The organism is Longibacter salinarum, from assembly GCF_002554795.1.
Classification (GTDB): domain Bacteria; phylum Bacteroidota; class Rhodothermia; order Rhodothermales; family Salinibacteraceae; genus Longibacter; species Longibacter salinarum.
On the sequence record NZ_PDEQ01000002.1, the window covers coordinates 187,528 to 206,792 of the forward strand.

The window sequence follows — 19,265 nt, forward strand, 5'->3', positions numbered from 1 at the left end:
TCTTGATTCCATTCGACCCGAGCGTTTCGCTCTGTCCTCGTCTCCTGCCTGTCTACATGCACATTACGCTGATTGGCGACTCGACGCTTGATAATGCCGCCTACACCGCCGGCGGCCCGCACGTGACTGCTATTCTCAACGACCTGCTTGGCCCCGACGGCTCTGCGTCCCTGGCGGCGGTGGACGGAGCTCGGATGCGGGACGTCGGCTACCAGGTTGATACGGTCAAGGATGAAGCCACTCACGCCGTCCTGAGCGTCGGAGGGAACGACGCACTTCTCAGCGTCAATGCGTTGACGCAATCCGTGGATACGATCGCGGATGCTCTGCTCGAACTGGAGGACATCGTCGACGACTTCGCCGGCAGCTATCGCCGATGCCTCAAGCAAGTGCTCAACCTCGGGCTGCCGACGACGGTCTGCACGATCTATCCCGGCGACTTCAGCGAGGAGGGTCAGCAGCGCGTCATCTCGGCGGCGCTGACGATGTGGAATCACGCGATCACGCAGGCCGCGCTCGATCATGGTTGCCCGATCATCGAGCTTGGACGGGTCTGCGACGAAACGTCGGACTACGTGCGGCAGATCGAGCCCAACGAGAAGGGTGGACGCAAAATCGCGACGGCGATCCATTCCGCGATCACGGAGCCCGATACCTGCAGCGTTCCCCTTTCTCCTCGCGGCTGATCTCTAGTCGCGTACGTCTTCCCTCTGTTTTCGCCCCTCGCTCCCTTGTCTCGGTGATGTACCCCAGTTCTGTGCTTGATCAGCTCGTTTCGGCGCGCAGATCGTATCCGGAGGCGCCCCTCATTGTGCTTGTCCCAACCCTTCAGGTTGGCTATTCCCTGGAAACGGACCTCGCCCGTCGGCTCGGAAGTTGGCATGGAATCGAGTCGCTACCTCCCGCGAACCTCGCGGAGAAGGTCGCTATGATCGATGCGCTAACGTCCGGTCGCAGGCAGATGCTTTCCGTCGGACGGCTGTTCTACGCCGCCGATATTCTTCGAGACATGGCTCCAGCCCTGCGCGACACGTCTGCGCCCGGGGCACACCACCTCGCACGCACGGTTTCCGATGCGATTCAGACACTACGCCTCGACGCCGTCGATCCGGACCGCCTCCGCACGTATGCCGCGGAGAAAGGACGCGACGGCACACTCGGTATCATTGCGGATGCCTACGATGCGTATCTCGATCGTCTGGAAAGCAACGGTCTCTACGACGATGCGCAATTGCTGACGTGGGCCGAGCGTCGGGTGCGGAGCGGGTCGGCACCGGGCATCGAAGACAGCGTGGTCGTTTTGCTGAACGGCGTCGACCTTCCCGAGCGGAGTTATCGCTTTGTTCGAGCCGTTCAGGACACAGCGACGGGCTTTCTTCGTGCAGGCGTGTCGACGCCTCAGCGTGCGCCCCGAGAGTCGGCGTGCGCACGGTTCAGTGACGTTTCGGAGATCCAGGTGGAATCGGATGGAGCGTCCGACGACCGGGCGTTCGTACGGTGCGTGGGCGCGCTGAGTGAGGCCGATGCCGTGATTCGTGACATCCTGGAGTCGGGCGTGGCCTTCGACGACGTCACCATCGCGTACACGTCGTCGACTCCGTACGCAACGCTACTTCCGGATCGGGCGGCCCGGGCGAGCCTGCCTTTTGTCTCCGGAGCCGGACAGCCGGCGATGATGACGCGCACCGGTCGCGCGCTCCATTACCTCTACGAATGGGTGCGGGACGACTTCAGCGCCGTTCCGCTGATAACGATGCTCCGGGAGAATCTTCTCCGGATGGAGGACCAGGATGGGGACACGGCCGCCCCGGGTCTCCTGACGCCACAGCGGGCAGCGACGCTGATCGCAGAGCGGTCGTACGAAGCGGGCCGTTCGGGGTTGCTGAAAGGGTTGGGCAAAGCGGTGGATCAGGCCCGAAACGACGCAGATGAGAAACGCACCGACGCCGCACGTTCGAAATTGAAGGAGCGAACGAAGCTTTTTGAGCACGTGCTGTTTCTCGTAGACCTGCTGCAGCCGGGGACGCGCCGCCCGGATGCGGATGTGAGCGACGGAGCGCTGACGTGCATCGACCCGTCAAAGCTAAATGAGCCGGTTACGCTGGAACAGGTTGCGCGAGGCACCCGGCGCTATCTCCGCTCGTTCGGTCCACCGGACGGTTCCGACAAGCCGGAGGAAGAGCGTACGCTCGATGAGGTCGCGCGCCGGCGCCTGTACGAAGAGCTGGAGGACCTGCAGCATGCAGACATTTCCCTGCGAACGGACGCGGGACGGATCGCGCGTCTCCTCCAGAAGTGGCTGACCGCGCAGAACGTGCAGCCGCAGCAGGTGCGGCCCGGACACGTGCAGATCCTCCCACTCGATGCCGTCGGGTACAGCGACAGAACCCACCTCTACGTTGTCGGGATGGATAGTGCGTCTTTCGATGCCCCGGTCGGCGAAAACAGTCTGCTGGGAGAAGAAGACCGCCATGTTCTGCAGGAGCTAGATGCTGCGACTCGGGATTCGTCTCTGACCGCTGCAGACAAACTTCTCTGGCGCACGGATCAGGCCCTCGCTCGTCACCGCGGCCCGATCATGTTTTACAGCCGCACGTTCGATGTCGGTGCCGGCGAAGAGTGCGATCCGTCTGCCTATTTTCTCGCCCGTGAGCGTCAGGCTGGCGACATCGCTACCGCTCGAACCGTACCGTTGATTCCCCAGTCGGGCGATATCCCGCTCTCGGATCGGGACGCGTGGCTTGCTGCTTACGCCCGCAGGCACGAGCAAGATGAGAAGACGTCGGCCCGCGATCGGCTGGCCGAACGCCACCCGTCGATTTTGGATGGAGCGGCTGCACGGGCGGCGCGCGCATCTGAGACATACACCGAGCATGACGGACTGCTCCCGGAGGGCGAGTACTCTGACCTCGATCTCTTCGCCTCCACGACCGGTCCCGTTTCGGCCTCGCGCTTACAAACACTCGCTGAGGCACCCTACATCTACTTTCTCAAGTACGTGCTGGGTGTGGAGCCGCTCAATGAACCGGCTATTGACGATGAGGCGTGGCTCAACAGTCTCCGAAAGGGCACACTTCTGCACTCTATCTATGAACGGTTCGTACGGGAGCTGGACGGTCGTATCCCCGAAATGTCGGACGAGGAAGCTCTTCTCCGTATCGTGGAAGAGGTGTTGCAGGAGGAGACGGAACGCTTCGAGCCATCGAGCGATCTCGTTCGATCCGCCGCACTGCGTGAACTCAAAACGCACGCGAGGGTCTTCTTCCGTGCGGAAATGGACCGGGACAACGATGCCATCCCGCACGAGTTCGAGATCGGCTTTGGTCTGGATGATCAAGACAACAATGCGTTCGAGGCCGCCGACCTGTCGGTCGCGGGGGCCACGCTGCAGGTGCACGGCAAGATCGACCGCGTGGACCGTCACGACGGGACGGGGGCGCTCTCGATCTGGGACTACAAAACCGGGCGGGCGAAATCCTACGACGAGAGCGATCCGCTGCAGGACGGAAAGACGCTGCAGTGGGCGCTCTACGCCTTCGCGCTCGAAGCGCTCACCGGTGAAACGGTCGAAAGGGCGGGATACTATTTTGCCAATGCGACGGAGGTTGGGGCCCGCATCGGGTTTCCACCGGCGCCGCATCGATCGGAGGCGGAGAAGATTATCGAAACGCTGCGCGACCTGACCCGGACCGGCACGTTCCCCGTCACGCCCCGCCTCGATGGCGTCACGGACTGGAAGTGGAACGGCTACGACCGGCTCGTCCAGGACCTCGGCGCACGAAAGAAGGAGGTTCGGGCCAAGAACAAGAATTACCCGGACGACCGCCCGAAGCCACCCTCGTTTTAGTCACGAGCGATCTCGGGAGCGACCCGTGCTTTCGAGCTTACTACAGATGTATTCCTTAACTGCAGTACAGGATGAGTAACGAAACGAAAGCTGTTCGTGACGATGAGGCCGTGCGCCGACGCATCGGGCCCTGGGCACCGTCCGGCGTGCCGGACCTGTCTGACTTCGACGCCAGCACGAACTTTGTCGTCCGGGCGGCGGCCGGATCCGGGAAGACGACCGCGCTCGTCGGGCGAATGGTGGCACTCGTTCGTTCGGGCGTTCCGGTCGAGGACCTGACGGCCATTACGTTTACCCGAAAGGCCGCGGGGGAGATGAGCGCGCGGTTCTCTCGAGAATTGGAGGAGGCCCGGCGTGACCTGCCAAAGGATTCCGCGGAGTATCGTCGGGTTGTCGCAGCGCTCGGAAACGTGCAGTCGACGTTCATCGGGACGATCCACGCGTTTTGCTCCCGTCTCCTCCGCGAGCGGCCGCTTGACGCTGGGCTGCCCCCCGACTTCACTGCAGGCCTGTCCGATCGAGACGAGCGGCAGCTACGGGAGCGCGCGTGGCACGAGCACCTGCAGGCCCTTCACGATGGCGACGGAGACCATCTGGATCAGCTTTCCGACTGTGGTCTCGAAGCCCAGAAACTTGCGTCCTTCTTTCAACGCCTCTGCCGTTTTCCTGACCTGGAGCCGTTCACGGACGGTGCGGACGAGCCGCCGGAAATGGACGCTGCCGTAGCAGCGGTACGGGAGAAGATCCGCGAATGGAGCGAATACCGTCCGGATCAGCCGGTGAAAGGTTCGGATGCGGTCATGAAGGCATTTGACAAGGCGGAGCGCATGGTTCTGTACCTCGGTATGGACGCGCCGGCACAAAAGGCAGAATTTCTATCCGTCATAGCGAATGTGTCGGACACCGATCGTGCCAGTGTCAAGACGACGTACTGGAAGGGAGAGAACGTCAATAACTCAAGCTGGGCGAAGATACTGCGCGACGAGCTGCTGCCGGACCTGATCCGATCGACCGTGCAGCCGGTGCTCCGGGAGTGGGAGGCGCACGTGCATCGCGTGGCCGTAGCGTGCACGGCTCCTGCGGTCGAACGGTACCACGAGCTGCGTCGGCGCGAGGGGATGTTGACGTTCCACGACTTGCTCAGCCTTACGCGCGACATGCTGCGAGATCGTCCAGACGTGTTGCGCGACGTCCAGGAGCGGTATCCTCGTTTGCTCGTGGACGAATTTCAGGACACCGACCCGCTTCAGGCTGAGATCCTGTCTTTCCTTGCGAGCAATAACCCGGAGGAGACGGACTGGCGGGCGTGTCGGCCCCGCGACGGCAGCCTCTTCATCGTGGGGGACGACAAACAGTCGATCTATCGCTTCCGCCGCGCGGACAAGGATGTGTTTGAGGCATTTCGTCAGCGAATTGATGATGAGCCGAATGGCGAGGCGGTCGACCTCACAAAGAACTTTCGTTCGCGCGCCCCGATCTGCACGTGGTGCAACGATGTGTTCGGCGATCTTTTTGGCGACGAAGCCTTTGCCGACGTACAGGCGGAGTACGTCGACTTCGATCCGCAGCGCCCCGCGGGGCCGGAGCATACGTCCATCCGACGCAAGCCTGTCGATGCTGTGAAGGGCAACTACGGTTCTCGCATCGCGCGTCAGGACGCAGAACAGATTGCGCGCTTCATTCAGGTCGCGCGCGCCGGCGATGCCGAACCGGAGTTTTATCATGACGAGGAGGGAGCGGTCTTCCGTGGTGAGGTGCGGTTCTCCGACTTCCTCATTCTGACGCGGGTGCGAACGCGACTCAGCGAATACACGGACGCGCTCGCCCGGCACGGCATTCCGTACACGGTCACCGGAAGCCGCGACATGAGCGATTCGGAGGAGTTGAAGGCCATCGTCGATGTGCTGCGCGCGGCGCTCCGACCGGACGACCCCGTGGACGCGGTGGCTTACCTGAAAGGATTACTCGTCGGCGCGAGTGACGACGACCTGTATCGCTACGCGATGGCGGGCGGAAGCTTCTCAGCATTTGGTGCGGAAGAGCACGAGACAGCCATCGATCAGCTCGATGAGGAGCGCGGTGGGCGACTTCAGGACGCAGCCGAGCAGCTTGAGGCGGTGCGTACAATCGTTCACGACACGCGTCCGGGCGTCGGGATCGAGCAGTTGATTGACCGGACGGGATTGCTGGCCGGCGCCACCCATCCGGAGAAGGCGTCGGAGGCATCCACACGGGCGGGAGCCGTCATGAGGCTGCTTCATGTCGTGCAGGCGTGGGGGAGCGACGGACTCGGCTGGAGTGAGGTCGTCGAGGAACTGGACCTCGTGCTTCAGGGCGAGGAGGAGATGGATGGCATGACGCTAGAGACGGGGCAGGACGACGCCGTCCGCATCATGAATGTGCATCAGGCAAAAGGGCTGGAAGCGCCGGTTGTTTTCCTCGCGGACCCCTACACCCGCGGTTCGTCACCGACCCCGGAGCAGCACGTGCGAAGGGAGCACGACGACGTGGTGGTCCCAGTGATTCAAGGCGAGGGGGTGTACTCGAAGATTACGCACGCTCCTCGCGGGTGGCACGAAGATAACGAGCGGTCGTTTATCTCCGAGGAGCAGCGGATCGGCGAGGCGGAAGAGCATCGACTCCTGTACGTCGCGGCGACGCGTGCCGAGCGGCTGCTGGTCGTGTCGACATACCCGAAGAAGGCCGGCGCAGGGTACTGGGGCGCGCTGCATCCGTACCTGACAGACGAAACCGCTCCCGTCCTCGACATTCCCGAACGTGATGCTTCTGAATCGACGACCGTTGAGGCGTCGGCACCGGATCTCGACGGCGCGCGTGCGCATCTGGAGGCGCGCATCGAGGCTGGAGCGCAAAAGAGCTATGACGAAACGAGGGCTGCGAGCGACGAGGCCGAGTCATCTTCTGGGGCTGCTGGAGCTCCGGGCTACGGACGCGCACTGGGCAACGCGCTCCACGCTTGTCTGGAACTGCTGGTCGAGCACCGGACAGATCCACCAAGCCTGACCGCGCCGATGCTCCGACAGGTGCTGGAGGCAGAGGGCATTTTGAGATTGGACCGTTCGACCGACGCGACGGTCGAGGAACGGGTAGAGACGCTGCAGCGAATGGTCGACTCGTTCCGGGCGTCGTGGATCTGGGACGAGATCGAAGAGGCTTCCGATGTTCGCACAGAGTATCGGTTCGCTCACATGACCGCATCGGATGAGGGGCCGGACGAGTTGACGCGGGGTCAGGTCGACCTGCTCTATCAAACTGACGACGGCTGGACCGTGATCGATTTTAAGAGTGATCGCCTCGATCCGAATAATCCAGCGACGGACGCCAAGAAGCGGGCCGAAGGTAAGTACAGCACTCAGGTTGAGGCGTACGTAGCTGCGTGGCGTCGGCTGCAGGGAGAGGAAGTCGATCACGCGGGGATTTGGTTTGCGGACGCCGATGCATTTGTGTCCGTCGTGCAGAGCCCCGATACTACAGGTCCCGCCGAATCGGAGCGGTGATGTTTACCGTGCACCCGTAGTGAAACGCGATGTCCGTTCGGTACAAGCACTTCTCACCTCCAGCATCATCACGTAATCAGGTCGACCGAGATGGAGTATGAGGCTGACGAATATCGTTTGATGGCGACGATGAAGACCGTCAAACAGGTGGCGACGGCTCTCGAATCGCTGTCGGCGCGGATGACGGAGGCGTACGAGGAGAAACGCGAGGATGAGAAGACGCCGGACGATCTGCGTAAAGATCTGGAAGACCTGCGGGGACTCTGTCGCGAGTCAGCCAGGATTCTGGATGCTGCATCAGAAAAATTGCAGAAACGTGCGGAGGATGGTTCCGAGTGAATCCGACGGAGTTATCTCACCAACTCAACGGTGCTTCCCTGCTGCGAAGGCATGACCTCGATACGGGCCTGTACGCGCTGCTTCAGGTCTGTGACGTGTGAAATGATTCCGACGAGGCGCCCGCTCTCCTGCAGCGACAGCAATGACTCCATCGCCCGGTCGAGGGCTTCCGGGTCGAGGCTCCCGAAGCCTTCATCGATAAAGATCGTCTCGATGTGCCGTCCACCCGCGACGCGCTGAACGACATCGCTGAGTCCGAGCGCGAGGGCCAGTGCCGTCTGAAAGCCTTCGCCGCCGGACAGCGTGCTGACGGGTCGCTCGGTGCCGGTGAATGCGTCATGGACCATCAGGTCGAGTCCGGCCGCGCGGCCGCCGTGACGCACCTCGTCGTGGCGTCGCAGCCGGTAGCGGTCCTGGCTCATCCGCGCGACGTGCTCGTTTGCGACCTCCAGCACCTCTTCCAGTCGGGTGGCGAGGACGAAGCGCTGAAGACTCAGATTGTGGTCGTTGTCGCCGCGTGCGGCATCGGCGAGTGCACCCACGTCGCTAAACCGTTCATCGGCCGCTTGCAGTGCATCCCGAAGGTCCGCCAGTGCCTCGAGTCCGTCTGCTGCTTCGTCTGCCGCGTTCTTGATCTTGAACACGCGCTGCTGCTGATGCTCGACCCATGTCGCCAGCTGATCTCTCCGTGCTTCAGCGGCCTCGACGTCGGGAGCCTCGATTCCCTTGGCCTCTTTTCGCGCTCGTTGGACACGTCCCCGGGCGTCGCTTAGATCCGACTCGAACTGTTCGATGCGTTTGCGAAGCCGCTCCTTCTCATCTTCCGGTCGACGGGCGTCGTCATACGCAGAGCGGCTCTCGAATCCGGCACTTCCCAGTTCATCGCGGAACGTTTCCTCCGCCTTCGATGCCTTCTCGGTTGCGTCGTTCAGTCGGGTTTGAGCGCTCTTGACGGTAGCACGGGCTTCAGCAAACGCCGTCTTCGCATTGTCGCGAGTCTGTATTGCGGTTTCAAGCGCCTCCTCCAGCTCTTCGAGCGTGGACGCCGCCGTCTCCCGGGCCTCGCTGAGCGCGTCCGAGGTCGAGAGGTCGCCCGGGACCTTTTCGGCGAGGGTGTCGCGTCGGGAGCGGAGGCGCGTAATTTCGGTGTCGGCATCCTGCAGAGCCGCACGCGCCGCGGAAATCTCGTCCTCAAGCTCCGACAACTTCTCATCGTGCTGCTCGATCGTCTCGTCGATGGTCAGCAGCTCTTTCTTTGCCGACTGCGCGGCATCGAGCTTTTTCTGGGCGGAATGGCGCGCCGATTCCAGCGATGGGATGTCCGTGTCTTGCAGGTCGTCGTCCCGTTTGAGGATGCCTTCGATCGCGGTCTGAACGCGTGCCTCCTCCTTCTTTGCCTCGCTAAGGTCATCTCGTGCGACGGTGAGTTCCTCACGTGCGACCGTGATGGCAGCACGTGCTTCCTCTAGCGTCGACGGTTCGGGAACGTCGTGGGCGCCGGTCGCCGGTGCGGGATGCTCGCGCCCGCCGCAGACGGGGCATGGTTCGGCAGCCGAAAGATTCTCAGCGAGCACAGTCGCGTAGCCCTCCATCCGACGCTGCTCAAGACCGTCAAGATGAGCCTGTGCGTCGGATAAACGATTCTCTTTTTTCTGAATCTCCTCCTTAGCCGAGCGTACGGCGGCTTCGGCCTTTTCCAGCTCCTCCCGCTTTCTTTCGAGGGCCGTCGCTTCCTGCAGGCGCCGTTCCGCGTCCTCGGCTTTCGTCTGCAACAGCTCCAGCTGCACGACCATCTGCTGCGCTTCTTCTCGCCGCTCGCGCGCCTCAGACTGCTTCTCCTCGACGGTGGCTTTCTTTGTGTTGGCCTCCGAGTATGCCGTCTCCGCTTTCTCCTTTTCCGACATCGCTGCGTCGAGGTCACCGTCGACCCGGTCAAGTTCTTCCACGGTGTCCTCCAGTTCGTCAAGTTGCGCTAGACGCTGGCGAAGGGAGTCCCGCTGCTCGTCGCGATCCCGTTCCGAGGCAAGCGCATCTTGTGCGGCTTCGAGCTTCACCTTGGCGTCCTCCTGAGCGGACACGGCGTCATCCAGGGCTTTTTTTGCCTGCTCCGCTTCCTCGCGCCGTTCCTTGAGGGTCTTCTGGTAGGGAAAAACCTTCGCCGCCTGCTCCGCGGCCTGGAGGGTTCGCTTCCTCTCGGCGTGAGCGTCGGTCTGCTGCTCCAGGGTTGCTAGCGCATCCTTGGCTTCGTCCAATTCGTCCAGCCGCTCGCGGTCCTTCTTCGCCGACTGAAGTGCTTCGACGGCCTCCTGGTGCCGCGACTTCAGGTCGTTCAGCCAGGCAAGCGCCTTCTGGTGAATGTCGCGGGCTCGATCGCGCTTTTCTTCCAGCGCATCGACATCCTCCACGCCGTGTCGTTCGAGCTCCACGGTTTGCCGGTTCAACACCTGATCGACGGCCTCACGCGCCTCCTTTTTCATCGCCTTGAGCGTGTCTTCCAGCTCCTCGTACGGCCGCGTTTCGAAGAGCACCTTCAGCAGGTTCTCGCGGTCCTTGGAGCTGGAGGAGAGGAAGCGTCGGAATTTTCCCTGCGGCAGCATGACCACCTGCCGAAACTGGTCGACCTCGAACCCGAGCAGGTCGTGGATTGTGCTGTCCACCGAGCGCTTTCCTTCGGCGAGGACCTTGCCTTCGTCGGGGCCGCCCGTGTCGTCTACGTCCGTGCGCTCCCACAATGTCGCGTCTTCGCTGTGGGTCGTGAGCCCGTCGCCCCGTTGCTTGGCGAGGTCCTGTCGCGGCCGCCGCGTGACGCGGAAGAGTCGCTCGCCCAGCTGGAAGTCGAGTTCGACCTCGGTCGGATCATCGTCATTAGCGAAATCGCTGCGTAGCTCCTGCCCGTCCCGTTCGTCGCCGGACGTTTCGCCGTAGAGGGCGAAGCAGATCGCATCGAGCAGCGCCGTCTTGCCGGAGCCGGTGGGGCCGTGAATCAGGAAGAGGCGCTGGTTGTCGAGCTCATCGAAATCGATCGTCTGCGTATTCGTGTACGGACCGAACTCGGAGAGCGTAAGGCGAAGGGGCGTCATTCGAGGGCGAAATGCGGAATTCGAAATGCGAAATGCGGAGCACGAAGTTCGAAGTGGGGAACTCGAACTGCGAAATGGGGCGTGCAAGTGCTTCTCAGCTCTCCTTGTGTTTCCGTTCGAGCGCATCGTGCAGGATGTCCCGTTGCTGCTCGGGCATGTCGTCGCGACCGGTGACGTAGGTGAAGAACGTCTCGAACACCTCGTCAACAGACAGTGAGGACGCGTCGCCTGTCATCTGCTGAAGTTTGTTGGTTTCGACGCGTCGCGGGCGTTCGATGTGGAGAGCATTTGGGTAGACCTCGCGGATCCGGCTCATCGCGTCGTGGACGGGACCGTCGTCGGTGAGTGTGACCCAGATGTAGTCGTCGGGGTCGACGTGGTCCGCGGGGCCGTCCAGAATCTCCGTCATCGTACCTTCGATCCGGCAGAGGTCACGTCGGAGTTCTAGTGGGATAGTCTCGATCTCGCACGTTCCGTCCCCATCCACATCGACAATGTGCACCGACTTATCATGGCCGGTTTCGTTGAACGAGTACTTCATCAGCGAGCCGGAGTAGCGGACGTGCCGCGGGGCCTCGCCGTTCGACGCGCCGATGTGCTGGCGGCGGTGCAGGTGACCGAGGGCGGTGTAGCAAAAGCGCTGGAAGCGAGAGATGTGAACCGTCTCTGCTCCGCCGATTGAGAGCGTACGCTCGGAGTCGGCAAGATCGCCGCCCTGAGCGAAGACGTGGGCAATCGCGACCGCCCGCTCGCCGTCGGGCAGAAGGTCTGAGGCGGATTCGACCTGGGCCGCGAGCACCTCGTCATGGGAGCGAATGTCGCTTTTCCCAAACACCGACCGCGCCATGGCGGGCTCGGCGAAGGGGAACGCGAGAAAGTGCACCGGCCCATGTTCGTCCTCCAGAACCACGTGCCCGGGCTTCTTGCGGAGCCGGCTGAAAACATGCAGTCCCTGCCGCTCCAGGATCGACGAACCGAAATCGAGTCGCTCGGCGCTGTCGTGATTCCCGCCAATCGCTATTACGGGGACGCCGATGTCTACCACGAGCCTCGTCAGTGCGTCATCGAGCAACTCTATGGCGTCTGCCGGTGGGACCGAACGGTCGTACACGTCTCCGGCAATAACGACCGCGTCCGGGTCGGCGTCATCTGCAATCTCGACGATTTGGTCAACGAGGTAGCGCTGGTCGTCGGTCAGGTGAACACCATGGAGGAGCTTGCCGAGATGCCAGTCGGCGGTGTGGAGGAATCGCATGGAGAAGCATACTAACGGTCGAAGGGGGCGGACCGTAATGCTAATCTACTCGTCCGCAGAATTACAACCGCTGGATGTGAGAACCTGCTTTGGTTTTCGTGCAGTCGTGCTCGCAGGCAGTCACAGAGTATACCCGTTTTCAGCTTTTCCTATCGCCGATCCGAAGACTCGAGGCGCTCCATTACGTCGGTCCGATACGTTCGGCTCACCGGAATCGTCTTGTTCCCGACCTCCAGTTCGCGGGGCGTGAAGGCGTCGACGCGTCGAAGATTCACCACGTACGACCGATGGACGCGCGCAAAGCCGTGCGGTGTCAGCGCATCTTCGACATCTGACATCGTCATTTTTGTGATGTGGGAGTCATCAATCGTGCGCACGGTGACGTAGTCGCTGAGGCTTTCGACGAAGCGGATCGCCGAAATGTCCACGCGGACAGTCTGGCGATCGACGCGGATGTTGAGCGTCGGTCCGCGTTCGGGGAGCCGGGCCGTGTCCAGGTCGGATGACGTGCCGGTGCGGCGCCGGTACTTTTCGATGGCCTTGATCAGTCTCGGTAGTCGGATCGGTTTGACGAGAAAATCGACCGCGTCGACCTCGAATCCCTCCACGGCGTAATCGCGATGAGCGGTTGCAAAGATGACTTCGGGCGGGTCGGAGAGGGTGTCCACGAAGTCCATTCCCGAGAGGCCGGGCATCTCGATGTCGAGAAACACAAGGTCGATGTCGCCTTCCCGCACGATCTCGAGAGCATCCAGCGCGGACGATGCCGTGGCAACGACGTCGACATCATTCAGGTGCTCCAGATGGTTCTGCAGGACCGAGATGGCGATGGGTTCGTCGTCGACGATCAGGGTTCGAATCATGGGAGGCCTGTGGAGCGGGCGGGTGAAGAGGGAGCGCGAGCCGGGCGGTGAATGTCGTTTCGTCCCTCGTGAGGTCGAGGTCGTGAGCCGACGGGTAGAGCAACTGGAGTCGTTTTCGGAGATTGGGTAGTCCGATTCCGGAGATGGACGGATCCTGCTCGTCATCGTCGTCGGGCAGCCGGCTATTCTCTACGGAAAAGAACATCTGCTCCTCCCGTACGCGCAGGTTCAGCCGAACCCAGGAGGCGCCTGACCGGCGGCGGACGCCGTGTTTGAAGGCGTTCTCCACGAGGGGAATCAGGAGCAGCGGTGCGATGCGAGCGCCCGTGGGCACAGGGTCGACATCGAAGGTGATGCTCACACGCTCCTCGACGCGCAGCCGCTCGATGTCGAGGTACGTCCGAATATGTTCGATTTCGGCGTTCAACGGGACGAACGTATCATCGGCGCGGTAGAGCATGTATTCCAGCAGGTCCGCCAGCTGGAGGACGACATCGGGCGCCTTCTCCGATTGCTCAAGGACTAGCCCGTACAGATTGTTCAGCGTGTTGAACAGAACGTGCGGGCGAATCTGCGTTTTTAGCCGATCCAGTTCCGCCTGACGTAGCGTGAGTTCGGCCTGCAGGTTGCGTTCGCGGAGCCGGTGCCAGCGGAGACCAAGATTCGCGGATACAGCAAGAAAGACGACGACGTACGTTCCCACGATGAGCCCGACGATGTCGAGCGTGGCCGGGTTCATCGCCTCGATCTCGTACTGCGCGAGAAAGATGTAAGCCGCGAGAACGACCAGGAGTTCGAGATAGACCGAACCGACCAGCGTGTACAGGCCGTAGATCGCGAATTTTCCGAACCGCCGCTGAAGAAGGAAGCGGGGAATGAGCACGTACGTCACCGTGTAAGTCGTCGCCATCGTGACGGGCAGCAACAGCGTCACGAAGATGAGGCTTTGTCTGAAACTTCCGTCGCCGCGCCCGAAGTAGAACACGAAGAACCCGAAGACGGCGACCCAGAAACCCGCGTGGACTGCGATAAGCGTCCGATTCTTCTCCCGGGACGAGGCGGCATTGGGACGTCGGTCGAGGAAGCGGCGCGACATGATAATGGCGGTTGAAAAGGCCGGAACGGCGCATGGAGGGGAAGTGCCAGGAGCAAACAAGAAAGCCGTCGCAGGTATTGCAGGCAAGGCGTGTCTCGGGACACGGATTCGTTGAGTTACATCATCTCGTCGACGACTCGCACCGATGCGTCGGTGAGTGGGCATCACGCGATGGTGATCGGCATCCGTCTACACGAGCAGGCGATCCATCGATCATTGCCGAATCGGTCGTTGAGTGGCAGCCACCCGTCGAAATGTCTCATTTTTGTGCTCGCGAATCCCGACTCTACGGTCGCAACGATCGACATCCAATTAGTTAGCCGTCAACGACCCATGTTTGAGCTTCTCGTCCAGGGAAATCTCACGTTCACCGTTCCGCTCGTCATCGCAGCCCTCGCGGTGGTGGGAGCAGCGATTATGGCCTTTGTGCACAATGGAGAATCCGCCCAGTGGTATGGAGAACTCACCTTTCAGATTGGACTCTTCGCCTTTGTGTTCGGGCTCTTCAGCCAGGCCATCAGCCTGTATCAGATGATGGGCGCGATCGAACGGGTGGGAGCGGTATCCCCCGCGCTCGTGGCCGGCGGACTGAAGCTCTCTATGATCGGACCGGCGATGGGGATCGGCATTTTTGCCATCGCGGTGCTGCTGCGATTGGCCGCGCGGTCGTTCTCGCGGTAGATTTGTTGGAGACGCGCCGGGCCGGGTCGGACTCCGGCGCGAGGCCCCGAGGTTGAGGGTGTCAATCGGATCCGTTGGCATCCTCGCCGGCAGGGGCAATGTATTCTTTACGCGTGAGGTCAGGGCGTTTGCCGGGACTCAGCCAATGATCCGTCTGACCTTCATGCTTCGGAATGAGACAATGCAGCCGCTGGTGGGTAAAATACCTGATCCGCCTATCATCTCGACGCATCGTATTCCACCGACATGAAAGTCTCCAAACGTTTCCGCTGGGAGGCCGCTCACCGTTTGCCCTGGCACGAGGGATCGTGCCGCTTCATGCATGGCCATTCGTATCGCATGATGGTCGAACTGGAAGGAGAGCCGACCGAGAACACGCCGGGCGGGAGCGCGATGTTGATCGACTTCAAGCACGTGAAGCGGATCGTCAAGCCACTCGTCGATGCGATGGATCACGCGACCATCGTCAACGCGTCGGATACGGAGCTGCGCGAGGCGATCGAGGCGCTGGAGTCCAAAGTGTACGTCATGCCGTACGATTCTACGGCCGAAAACATTGCACGGCACGTGGCGGAAAGCGTCCGCGACGACGGCGCGTCGGTCTTGCGTACGCACGGTGTCCACACGATCCGCGTGCAGGTCTGGGAAACGGAGACGTGCTACGCAGAAGTAGAGCGGGAGGTACCGGAGGGGCGTTCCGATCCCGCTTCTGCAGAAGAAGTGCTGGCGGCGATGCGATAGCGGGCCCGGTGGTGTTCGGGAACGGGCAGCCATAAGTCACGCTCTCCGTCGGCGTCAGCGATAACTCACCGATTGGAGCCGTCCGTCGGAGTCCACGACATTCGTTTCTGAACCGGGCACGATGTCCGTGTTGTGGGCAGAGACGCACATCCATCTGGCTCCGGTTCGGCGGACGACGAAGGAAAAGAGGTTTCGGCGGATGCCCGGCGATTCGGTGTCACCCGTGGCCGTCTGACCACGGAGCTTCATTCGTGCATGAATCAGCGCCACGGCGTGCCCCTCTGCAGCCTCGTCCCCGCACAGCCACCTCGTCGAGGTTTCCAAAAGGGTGATGGTCGAGTCGCCAAAGATCCGGTCGAAGCCGTAGGCATGAGCGCGGCGAATGTCCTCTCGGGAGTGCCACCAGAGCCCCGTGACGTTGACAAACTCCGCGTCATCGGCGAAGAGTCCGGCGATCTCGTCGGCGTCGTGCCGATTCCACGCCTCGACCCAGAGCTCTGCGATACGACCGGGTTCGTTCGCCGGACCATAACCGATTTTGGGGTGGGAATCGTCCCGAGGTACTGTCATGGTGAAAACGCGTCGTGTTGAGAAAATCTACCGGTGGCACGGCGTCCACCGAAATCACATGGATCGTGCAGCCCGTCCCTGCCCGGTGTGGTTCAGGTCTAACTGTCCGGAATTTAAAGACTCCGCGCGTAAGAGTCGCCTCTCCGATGGCGGACGCCGAATCGGCGCACTCTTTGTTCGTCTGAGTGGGTAACAACTTCTTCACGCATTCTATCTGTCGCTTCGCCCGGTAGTCAGCGGCTCACTCACCGCTAACAGGTACCATCTATTCTTCGCTTCGGGCAAGCATATGCGCGGGCAGTCATCGACATTGAGAAGAAGCTAGATTCGATTCGGTGATGCAATGGCACAGCCGAGAAATTGGCTGTTTTGAGTCCGATGGAGGGCGTTGCCAGCAGAAAAGCGGCTGCATCGGAAAGGCGGCATTCCCAGAAGTTTGTTGGTGGAGGATGAGTAGACATCGAATCAGTGCAAAGGTAACGACGGGGATGCATGATTCCGGTACGGTGGATGACGTTCTGTCTGAGTGGTCGCTACCGCGGCCTTGTCGATCCGTCAGCGGCTCGGGGGGAGAAGCCATTTTTATCATCGACGAGGAAGGGCGATTTCAGGATCTCCAGCCCGAAGCGGCTCAGTTTTTCGGGAGCTCCGTTGATGACTTGGTTGGCACACCGGTCGAATCGGTCCCTGTTTTCCGCTCCGCACCCTTTCAGGCAGCGCTGTCACAGGCTCGGACCCATAGGCCGGTGTGCCTCAACCTGACCGTTCCACATCACGAGCAGCCCGTTCCCACGCGGTTGTATCCGGCCGGGTCGAGCGTTGCCGTGTACGTGACAATGCGCTCCTCGATTGAAACGCAGGACCTGAAGCAGAAGCAGGCGCGGCTCCAGATGGCACTCGCCGGCGCGGATCTCGGCACCTGGGAGTACGGCTTTGAAACCGAGAGCTGCATGTACGACGAGCGCTGGGCTGAAATCATCGGCTATGATCTCGGCGAAATCGAGCATCGTGCCGACTTCTTTTTTCAGCATGTGCACCCGGAGGATGTCGACCGTGTCCGGGAGGCCATCGATGCGTGCGTCCGAAGGGAAAAAGAGAAGATCGATCTCGTGATCCGCATGCGGCACCGGGACGGTTCCTGGCGCTGGATTCTGGATCGCGGTCGCATTCTCGAGTGGAACCTGGACGGAACGCCTCGCCGGATGGCCGGGACGCATATGGACATCACGGAGCGGTATCAGATTCAGCGGGCCCTGCGGCGGGAGCGCAATCTGCTCGCGCGCATCTGTGAGGCGAGTCCCGCTCCGATCGTGGTCTTGGATCGTGCGGGAGAGATCATTGAAGCGAGCAAACGTGCGGAGGAGGTGTTGGGGCTTCCGCCTCGTGATGTCGAGGGCTGTCGATACAACGACATGGAATGGGACATCACGCATCCGGATGGCACTCCGATGGGCGAGAAGGAGTTGCCCTTCACTCGGGTGATGTCGACCGCGGAACCGCTGCATAATGCCGAGATGAAGATTGCCTGGCCCGATAAATCCCGGCGGATTCTTTCTGTGAGCGGGGCTCCTCTCTTTGCGAATGATGACATCTCGTTTTCGAAGGACGGCAAAGTTCTGTGCTCTGGAGCCGCCGAGCGTGAGGGAGAGCCGACCGGGGCGGTTTTCGCCATTAAGGATATCACATCGCAGTGGGAGGCCGAGCGGGCGCTGCGGATGAGCGAAGAACGATTCCGCGCCGTGGCCGAGCAGGCCGTGGACGTGATCGTGACCCTGAATGAGGAGGGAGAGTTCGAGTATCTATCTCCCTCCGCCCAGCGCGTAACCGGGTTCCCCCGGGAAGAGTTGATTGGTGTCTATGCGTTCGATCGCGTGCACGAGGAAGATGTCGGGGAGTTTAAGGAGCAGTTCCGGAATGCGCTCGCTGATCCCGAAATGACGATCGATGTCAGTGGTCAGTATCGTCACCGCGACGGATCCCTTCGGTATCTCGCTATTCGCGGGCGCCAGATTCAGACGACGAGTGAAGAGATACGCGTGCTCGCCAACATTCGCGACGTGACGGAGGCGCATGAGTGGGAAAACAGGCTGCTGAAGGCGAAGCAGAAAGCAGAAGAAGCGAGCCGGTTAAAATCTGCTATGCTTGCCAACGTAAGTCACGAAATCCGGACCCCCCTCACGTCGATTATCGGCTTTGCGGAAGTGCTGAGCTCCGCCGATCTGAAGAATCCGTTCGATCGCTTCGCTGACCTTATTCGCGAGAGTGGTGATCGCTTGCTGCGGACCATGAACGATCTCCTTGATCTTTCTCAGCTCCGGGCCGGTGCCGTTGCAGCCGCAAAGAAACCGGTTTGCGTCGACGATGAAGTGCGGGCCGTCCTCGAAGAACTCCGACCCCTTGCAGAGGCGCAGGGCATCCGGATCAAAACGGAAGGCCTGTCCGGTGATCTCAAAACCGATCCGGATATCCTGTACCGCATCCTGGTAAACCTCGTCGGGAATGCCATCAAGTTCACGGATGAAGGCGGGTCCGTATCGATACGCACCTGGGCGGAAACGCCCTCGGAGGAAGATTCCGCCGATCGCAGTACGGTGTTCATCGCGGTAGAAGACACCGGGGTCGGGATGTCTCCGGTGTTTGCAGAGAAAGCCTTCGAGGCGTTCGAGCAGGAGTCCACCGGCAACTCGCGGACACACGAGGGAAGTGGACTCGGCCTTGCCCTGGTGAGGCATTACGCCGATCTCCTGGGCGGTTGTGTGACGCTGGAATCTGAGAAAGGCGTTGGAACGACCGTCACGTTGCGGATCCCGCGCGCGTAGCAACGGCGACGATGCTCCGGGCTACAGACATCGGATTCACCGGTATTGGAGCACGCATTTCGACGGGCAAATTGCTCGTTTCTCGTAACGTCGCTCAGGTCGCAACGTCTTTGCGATCTTCTTCACACTCAGATGCGATGAGCGCTTGACTGGATTCCGAGATCCTCTTATATAGAACCAGTCCAAATAGACAAGCCCGCTATCGCCGTGTCTCCTTTGCTTCGACGTTCGATTTCCACTATTGCCGGGGTCATCATCTTTTTCGTGATGGTCATCGCTACCGGGTGTGCGGATGATCCCATTCTGGGACCCGAAGGTCCATCCGACGATGGCGGAGGAAGTTACGGTGTGATTAAGCAGTTTGCGCCGGGTGATACCGCCCAGACGTCTCCAAATCCGGAGCAGTTCTAACGTCTCTTCAATCTCGAGCCAACCCTGTCGCCCGCAAGACGAACG

The 19,265-nt window shown here is 61.3% G+C and carries 13 protein-coding genes; 8 read left to right on the forward strand and 5 right to left on the reverse strand.

What is annotated here, in order from left to right:
* Positions 1 to 56: 56 nt before the first annotated feature.
* The 4 genes from CRI94_RS04330 to CRI94_RS04345 all read left to right on the forward strand — a co-directional run bounded on the left by CRI94_RS04330 (position 57) and on the right by CRI94_RS04345 (position 7,704).
* Entirely contained in the window at positions 57 to 686 is a 630-nt protein-coding gene (locus tag CRI94_RS04330; protein ID WP_179862153.1) for an SGNH/GDSL hydrolase family protein, read from the forward strand.
* Positions 687 to 742: 56 nt separating this feature from the next.
* On the forward strand, positions 743 to 3,847 hold the full coding sequence (locus tag CRI94_RS04335; RefSeq protein WP_098074448.1) for a PD-(D/E)XK nuclease family protein: 3,105 nt from the start codon (positions 743 to 745) through the stop codon (positions 3,845 to 3,847).
* 71 nt (positions 3,848 to 3,918) lie between these two features.
* A complete protein-coding gene (locus CRI94_RS04340) occupies positions 3,919 to 7,365 on the forward strand; it encodes a UvrD-helicase domain-containing protein (RefSeq protein WP_098074449.1) in 3,447 nt (1,148 codons plus the stop codon).
* 90 nt (positions 7,366 to 7,455) lie between these two features.
* Entirely contained in the window at positions 7,456 to 7,704 is a 249-nt protein-coding gene (locus CRI94_RS04345) for a hypothetical protein (RefSeq protein WP_098074450.1), read from the forward strand.
* 11 nt (positions 7,705 to 7,715) lie between these two features.
* Here the strand turns inward: CRI94_RS04345 and CRI94_RS04350 are convergent, their stop codons facing one another.
* From CRI94_RS04350 to CRI94_RS04365, 4 genes are all read right to left on the reverse strand, one after another.
* Positions 7,716 to 10,784: an AAA family ATPase gene (locus CRI94_RS04350; protein WP_179862154.1), complete on the reverse strand. Its 3,069-nt coding sequence runs from the start codon at positions 10,782 to 10,784 to the stop codon at positions 7,716 to 7,718.
* 94 nt (positions 10,785 to 10,878) lie between these two features.
* Positions 10,879 to 12,039, reverse strand: coding sequence for an exonuclease SbcCD subunit D (locus tag CRI94_RS04355; RefSeq protein ID WP_098074452.1), 1,161 nt, complete (start codon positions 12,037 to 12,039; stop codon positions 10,879 to 10,881).
* Positions 12,040 to 12,188: 149 nt separating this feature from the next.
* A complete protein-coding gene (locus CRI94_RS04360; RefSeq protein WP_179862155.1) occupies positions 12,189 to 12,902 on the reverse strand; it encodes a LytR/AlgR family response regulator transcription factor in 714 nt (237 codons plus the stop codon).
* Complete coding sequence (locus tag CRI94_RS04365) at positions 12,826 to 13,998, reverse strand: sensor histidine kinase (RefSeq protein ID WP_179862156.1); 1,173 nt, start codon at positions 13,996 to 13,998, stop codon at positions 12,826 to 12,828. Before CRI94_RS04365 ends, CRI94_RS04360 begins: the two co-directional genes overlap by 77 nt.
* A 90-nt stretch (positions 13,999 to 14,088) precedes the next feature.
* Between CRI94_RS04365 and CRI94_RS17615 the strand changes: the two genes are divergently transcribed.
* Both CRI94_RS17615 and CRI94_RS04375 read left to right on the forward strand, forming a co-directional pair.
* A complete protein-coding gene (locus CRI94_RS17615) occupies positions 14,089 to 14,679 on the forward strand; it encodes a hypothetical protein (protein ID WP_179862157.1) in 591 nt (196 codons plus the stop codon).
* A gap of 246 nt (positions 14,680 to 14,925) precedes the next feature.
* The gene (locus tag CRI94_RS04375) at positions 14,926 to 15,420 is read left to right on the forward strand and encodes a 6-pyruvoyl trahydropterin synthase family protein (RefSeq protein ID WP_098074456.1); all 495 of its coding nucleotides are present in this window, start codon (positions 14,926 to 14,928) and stop codon (positions 15,418 to 15,420) included.
* A gap of 54 nt (positions 15,421 to 15,474) precedes the next feature.
* On the opposite strand, the gene CRI94_RS04380 is transcribed toward CRI94_RS04375, so the two are convergent.
* On the reverse strand, positions 15,475 to 15,990 hold the full coding sequence (locus CRI94_RS04380) for a YybH family protein (RefSeq protein WP_098074457.1): 516 nt from the start codon (positions 15,988 to 15,990) through the stop codon (positions 15,475 to 15,477).
* A gap of 488 nt (positions 15,991 to 16,478) precedes the next feature.
* Between CRI94_RS04380 and CRI94_RS04385 the strand changes: the two genes are divergently transcribed.
* A complete protein-coding gene (locus CRI94_RS04385; protein ID WP_179862158.1) occupies positions 16,479 to 18,809 on the forward strand; it encodes a PAS domain S-box protein in 2,331 nt (776 codons plus the stop codon).
* Positions 18,810 to 19,016: 207 nt separating this feature from the next.
* Positions 19,017 to 19,220 carry a hypothetical protein gene (locus CRI94_RS17455; protein ID WP_143815297.1) on the forward strand — a complete coding sequence of 68 codons (204 nt, stop codon included), beginning with the start codon at positions 19,017 to 19,019 and terminating at the stop codon, positions 19,218 to 19,220.
* The last annotated feature ends 45 nt before the right edge of the window (positions 19,221 to 19,265 follow it).

Excerpts from the sequence above, each read along its gene's own strand:
- CRI94_RS04350 (WP_179862154.1), bottom strand. The coding sequence starts at position 10,784 with ATGACGCCCCTTCGCCTTACGCTCTCCGAGTTCGGTCCGTACACGAAT.
- CRI94_RS04355 (WP_098074452.1), bottom strand. The coding sequence starts at position 12,039 with ATGCGATTCCTCCACACCGCCGACTGGCATCTCGGCAAGCTCCTCCAT.
- CRI94_RS04375 (WP_098074456.1), top strand. The coding sequence starts at position 14,926 with ATGAAAGTCTCCAAACGTTTCCGCTGGGAGGCCGCTCACCGTTTGCCC.
- CRI94_RS04365 (WP_179862156.1), bottom strand. The coding sequence starts at position 13,998 with ATGTCGCGCCGCTTCCTCGACCGACGTCCCAATGCCGCCTCGTCCCGG.
- CRI94_RS04345 (WP_098074450.1), top strand. The coding sequence starts at position 7,456 with ATGGAGTATGAGGCTGACGAATATCGTTTGATGGCGACGATGAAGACC.
- CRI94_RS04335 (WP_098074448.1), top strand. The coding sequence starts at position 743 with ATGTACCCCAGTTCTGTGCTTGATCAGCTCGTTTCGGCGCGCAGATCG.
- CRI94_RS04340 (WP_098074449.1), top strand. The coding sequence starts at position 3,919 with ATGAGTAACGAAACGAAAGCTGTTCGTGACGATGAGGCCGTGCGCCGA.
- CRI94_RS04385 (WP_179862158.1), top strand. The coding sequence starts at position 16,479 with ATGCATGATTCCGGTACGGTGGATGACGTTCTGTCTGAGTGGTCGCTA.
- CRI94_RS04330 (WP_179862153.1), top strand. The coding sequence starts at position 57 with ATGCACATTACGCTGATTGGCGACTCGACGCTTGATAATGCCGCCTAC.
- CRI94_RS04360 (WP_179862155.1), bottom strand. The coding sequence starts at position 12,902 with ATGATTCGAACCCTGATCGTCGACGACGAACCCATCGCCATCTCGGTC.
- CRI94_RS04380 (WP_098074457.1), bottom strand. The coding sequence starts at position 15,990 with ATGACAGTACCTCGGGACGATTCCCACCCCAAAATCGGTTATGGTCCG.